Annotated in this window: 5 protein-coding genes, 1 tRNA gene and 1 pseudogene; 1 reads left to right on the forward strand and 6 read right to left on the reverse strand. The window is 40.5% G+C overall.

Features of this window, described 5'->3' with window-relative positions:
- The 5 genes and pseudogenes from KPX09_RS04655 to KPX09_RS04675 all read right to left on the reverse strand — a co-directional run.
- A pseudogene (locus KPX09_RS04655) lies at nucleotides 1-178 on the reverse strand (P44/Msp2 family outer membrane protein); the annotation flags it as partial.
- Between the two features lie 250 nt (nucleotides 179-428).
- Nucleotides 429-1,037, reverse strand: coding sequence for a phospholipid-binding protein MlaC (locus KPX09_RS04660; RefSeq protein ID WP_249549211.1), 609 nt, complete (start codon nucleotides 1,035-1,037; stop codon nucleotides 429-431).
- Nucleotides 1,038-1,111: 74 nt separating this feature from the next.
- On the reverse strand, nucleotides 1,112-2,005 hold the full coding sequence (locus KPX09_RS04665) for a cation diffusion facilitator family transporter (protein ID WP_249549212.1): 894 nt from the start codon (nucleotides 2,003-2,005) through the stop codon (nucleotides 1,112-1,114).
- Between the two features lie 18 nt (nucleotides 2,006-2,023).
- Nucleotides 2,024-2,096: transfer RNA gene (locus tag KPX09_RS04670), tRNA-Val, on the reverse strand.
- A gap of 34 nt (nucleotides 2,097-2,130) precedes the next feature.
- Nucleotides 2,131-2,796 carry a heme exporter protein CcmB gene (locus KPX09_RS04675; protein WP_249549213.1) on the reverse strand — a complete coding sequence of 222 codons (666 nt, stop codon included), beginning with the start codon at nucleotides 2,794-2,796 and terminating at the stop codon, nucleotides 2,131-2,133.
- Nucleotides 2,797-2,951: 155 nt separating this feature from the next.
- Here KPX09_RS04675 and KPX09_RS04680 point away from each other — a divergent pair, with 155 nt between their 5' ends.
- On the forward strand, nucleotides 2,952-3,335 hold the full coding sequence (locus KPX09_RS04680; RefSeq protein WP_044104409.1) for a TraR/DksA family transcriptional regulator: 384 nt from the start codon (nucleotides 2,952-2,954) through the stop codon (nucleotides 3,333-3,335).
- 221 nt (nucleotides 3,336-3,556) lie between these two features.
- Here the strand turns inward: KPX09_RS04680 and KPX09_RS04685 are convergent.
- The coding region (locus KPX09_RS04685) for a P44/Msp2 family outer membrane protein (RefSeq protein WP_249549214.1) at nucleotides 3,557-3,732 on the reverse strand (176 nt) is incomplete at its 5' end.

The raw sequence follows: 3,732 nt of genomic DNA on the forward strand, positions 1-3,732 counted from the left end.
CATAACCAACACTACCTTCCATAGCTACAAGCATGTTGTCCTTAAACCCAATCCGAGGATCGGGTGTATTCCAGTCAAACTTGTTAGACTCAAGTTTGACACTCTTACCATCCTTTAAGTATGGATACACTGCCCTAGTCTCTCCGTTACTCTCCCTTATACTAAAATCTCTTATCTTGCAGACTGTACCTTATACACTAAGGTTGCAGATAGAACAGCAATCATGGACAGTTACGGTAATAATGTACAGAACTACTTCACGCACTGCAAGTTTTGTACTAATAACTCGAAAAAGCTATATATAACGCTTCTACTCACATTGCTGATATCTTTTTCACTCACCTATATCGACAAAGTGCGACTTTTATCGTCTCAGCTAGCGGTGTGATAGGAAATTTTATCTGTATTTTTTCCAAGTCACAGTATACCTATTCTCTGAAATGAGATATTGCTCCGTCAATACCGTATTTTTGAATTACTTCGTTCACCATGGTCCTCTGGTTTATAGAGATACTCAAAGAATTGTTGATTCTTATATCACTGATCTTAATGGTGCTCGCCTCAACAATATGAAATTCTAGCACTATAAAATCATCTCTATGCTCCGGGTGGGTTAACCGAACACGAACTGCGTACTTACCTTCACCCAGTGCACGAACAGACATAATCTTCATCCAATGATGCGCAAACTCCTTCAACTGAGTCACATATACTTTCTTGATGTATTGACTATATGCATCCTGAAATTCATCTCGCTGACGTATATCTGCATCTTTCCAGTATTGCCCCATTGCAAACTTAGCAAGTCTAGGAAAATCAAGAACCTCCTGCACCGCTTGTCCTAAAGATTCTCTAACTGCCTTGCCTTCTAAAACAATAACATGTATCCTCGACCTTAACTCTTCCACAAATTGGCATATGTGCTGATATTGTTGCTCGCAGGCGTATCCAGCATTAGAAAATGCCATAAACATGAAAAGAGACACCGTCACAACACTGCACAACGCTTTTCTGCACTTCCAGAACATCTCAACCATTGCAACACCGATGCCTAATATTAATCAGTAGTGATTATCGTAAGATTAATGCATGCGCATTCGGCCTATCTTTCTTAATTAGCATCTGAACACTCTTCATGTTCGATCTCTATCGTAACATGCGAGATACCAAACTTTTTCTGTAACAACTTCTTGATCGATTTAACTACTTGTACAGAACTTGCCACATCAGAAGAACCACAGGCTATGCGTACGTGCATAGTCATTATTGGATACTCTGCAGTTAATGACCAAAGATGCACATGGTGTACGTCAATTACATTTGGTATTGCACTTGTAATATTCCTTTGTAGCTCACCTAAGTCGATATTGTACGGCTTGCCTTCAAGCAAAATGTTACTTGAGTTTTTTACAATACTAAATGCACTGATAAGCATCACAGTACTGACCAATAAAGACAACATTGGGTCTATTATCTGCCACCCGCTAAACCTGATGATTATCGATGAAACAATCGCAGCCACAGAACAAAGGAGATCTCCAATAACATGCAGAACAGCACTGCGGATGTTGAGATTATGCTCTCCTCTTCTGTACATCATACAAAATACAAAGATATTTGCAGCAAATCCCACCACTGCCACAGGCAGCATCAAATGTCCATGAACCTCCACAGGGTTCACAAAACGTTTGATAGACTCAATGACTATTAGCGCAGCTATAACGAACCAGGATATTCCATTGACGAATGCCGCCATAACCTGAAACCGATGATAACCGTAGGATCTTTGTTCATCCGCCTCTTTAGTGGCCAACCTGTACGCCGCAAAGCTCAAGATAAGCGCCACTAAATCAATAAATACATGCCCTGCATCAGAAAGGAGAACCAATGAATGCGATATCAAACCACCGATTGTCTCGACTACCAACGTGCACGCCACTACGACAATGGCCATTACCATCCGTCTGTGCAAGCTAGGAGAATACTGACTATTGCAACTTGTCATTACACACCACACCAACAGTGGGTGATACTGGACTCGAACCAGTGACCTTTTGCACGTCAAGCAAACGCTCTACCACCTGAGCTAATCACCCAATATTTGCTATAATAGGATATATCAACTAAAAGTCAATTTTGCTCTACAGCTAACTTAATAGCTGAGAGAACGAAAAATATGCTAATAGGTATGAGGCACAGCATGCCCACTCCAAGGAGCGTCATAGTGTACGTATAAAATACTACACCCTGCAATGCCTGAAGAAGGAGATTAAAGTACACTACTACGGGAACTACTATAGGGAATATTAAGACCTGCGCAATTACCAATCCTCCTTCACCACCTAGAACCAATGCATGTCCCACAGCAGCGATAAAATTCACTATCAGCAGTGTTGCACTCAATATTGCACCAAATACAAGCACATGTATAAAGCTATTTCCCAAGACAACAAAATCTATAACCATTGCAACGATACTGATTGGTATCGTGACGCAAAACCAATTTGCAAGTATCTTGAAAAATAAAATAATCTCCGGAAGCAAGTTTTGTATTAGCAATTGTTCCAGGACTCCGCTGTAATAATCCTCTTCAAACAGCGCTCTTATAGAGATTTGCATCACCGAAACACCACATACCCAAAAAAGAGATGGCATAACACTTGCGATACATTCCGGTGGCAATACAAATAGTGCAGTTCCTACTACAATAGCAAACAACACTGCAACATGTGCTGAACTCCCTCCTCGACGGGCAATAACTCGTAGTTCATGTACAAATGCTTTTAAGTATGACACTCTAGCGAAACACAATATTGCTTTCTTGCAGCATAGTAATACACCAAATATTAATCAAGCATTCTTAGGATCTGTGTTTCAGTTATGCATTAACGAGGGTGAAAGTGGTATTACCGAAAGACTATGTCTTCGACGATGAAGACGATGAAAATTACATGAACCATAGGCAATTAGACTACTTTAGGCAGAAGCTTATTCAGTGGAAGGCGGCACTGAAAAAGGAGTCGGAAGAAAAAACTAGGGAAGTGTTACAATCTCATGTAGACGCTGACTTAACCGATATGGCTACACGGGAATATGACACTGATCTTACATTACAGGCTTGTAATCGCAATGACGAACTTGCTTTAGAAATCGACAAAGCTCTTCAGAGAATAGATGAAGGGTTATACGGCTATTGCGAAGAGACAGGAGAAAAGATAGGCTTAGGAAGATTAAAGGCAAATCCAGTAACTTTATATTGCATAGAAGAACAAGAACGCCGTGAAAGACAGCAAAAGCTATACAACAGCAGTGATCCGTATGACGAAGATTTATAAAGTAATGACTGATGGGGGTCAATACGTGTCAACATATAACTCTGCTAGGAAAAAGTTCTTATGCTGCGTATTTATTGCGGAAAGATCGCTACCAGGTGCAGGACATTCGGTAAGTTTGCTACGTTAGATAATTGCTCTACAATTAACAGCATAAGAGAGGTGCCTATTCAAGAAGCAGATCACAGATTTTTTTGTTCCGCAGGCGTGAGAGAGCTTAAACCCTACTTAGCGCTATTGTAATTACGAGTGACATCACTTTTTATACCACTTTTACCACCTAGACCAACACAAGCATAAGGAACAACACCTAAACCTTCACTAAGAAGATCATAACAAGCATTGACCATGACTGAAGTAGAAGAAACGGCCCTAATCTCAACAACCTCACCCCCTTCAA

Source organism: Anaplasma phagocytophilum, assembly GCF_023476575.1.
GTDB classification, from domain to species: Bacteria; Pseudomonadota; Alphaproteobacteria; order Rickettsiales; family Anaplasmataceae; genus Anaplasma; species Anaplasma phagocytophilum_A.

Excerpts from the sequence above, each read along its gene's own strand:
- KPX09_RS04660 (WP_249549211.1), bottom strand. The coding sequence starts at position 1,037 with ATGGTTGAGATGTTCTGGAAGTGCAGAAAAGCGTTGTGCAGTGTTGTG.
- KPX09_RS04665 (WP_249549212.1), bottom strand. The coding sequence starts at position 2,005 with ATGACAAGTTGCAATAGTCAGTATTCTCCTAGCTTGCACAGACGGATG.
- KPX09_RS04680 (WP_044104409.1), top strand. The coding sequence starts at position 2,952 with ATGAACCATAGGCAATTAGACTACTTTAGGCAGAAGCTTATTCAGTGG.